Below are 318 nucleotides of genomic sequence, written 5' to 3' on the forward strand. Positions count from 1 at the left end.
CGCCGACCTGGGATTCGCGGTGCGTGAGCTCGGGCGGCTCCGAGCCGATCATCAGCCGCGACAGCGAGGCATTGCTCTCCACGGCCGGGTTGCACACGCCGGTCACCTGCCCGCCGCGCAGCACGGTCCAGGCCCTGTCTCTTATACACATCTGACGCTGCCGACGAAATGCGAACAGTGTAGATCTCGGGGGTCGCCGTATCATTAAAAAGGGGGGGGGGGGGGGGGGGGGGGGGGGGGGGGGGGGGGGGGGGGGGGGGGGGGGGGGGGGGGGGGGGGGGGGGGGGGGGGGGGGGGGGGGGGGGGGGGGGGGGGGGG

At 76.1% G+C, this 318-nt stretch carries 1 protein-coding gene; it reads right to left on the reverse strand.

Annotated elements, in window-relative coordinates:
- Positions 1-205 (reverse strand): hypothetical protein (locus JHD82_RS30135; protein ID WP_233174968.1); only part of this gene is annotated, 205 nt, incomplete at its 3' end.
- Positions 206-318: the final 113 nt, after the last annotated feature.

This window comes from Delftia sp. ASV31, assembly GCF_016428765.1.
Classification (GTDB): Bacteria; Pseudomonadota; Gammaproteobacteria; order Burkholderiales; family Burkholderiaceae_C; genus Comamonas; species Comamonas acidovorans.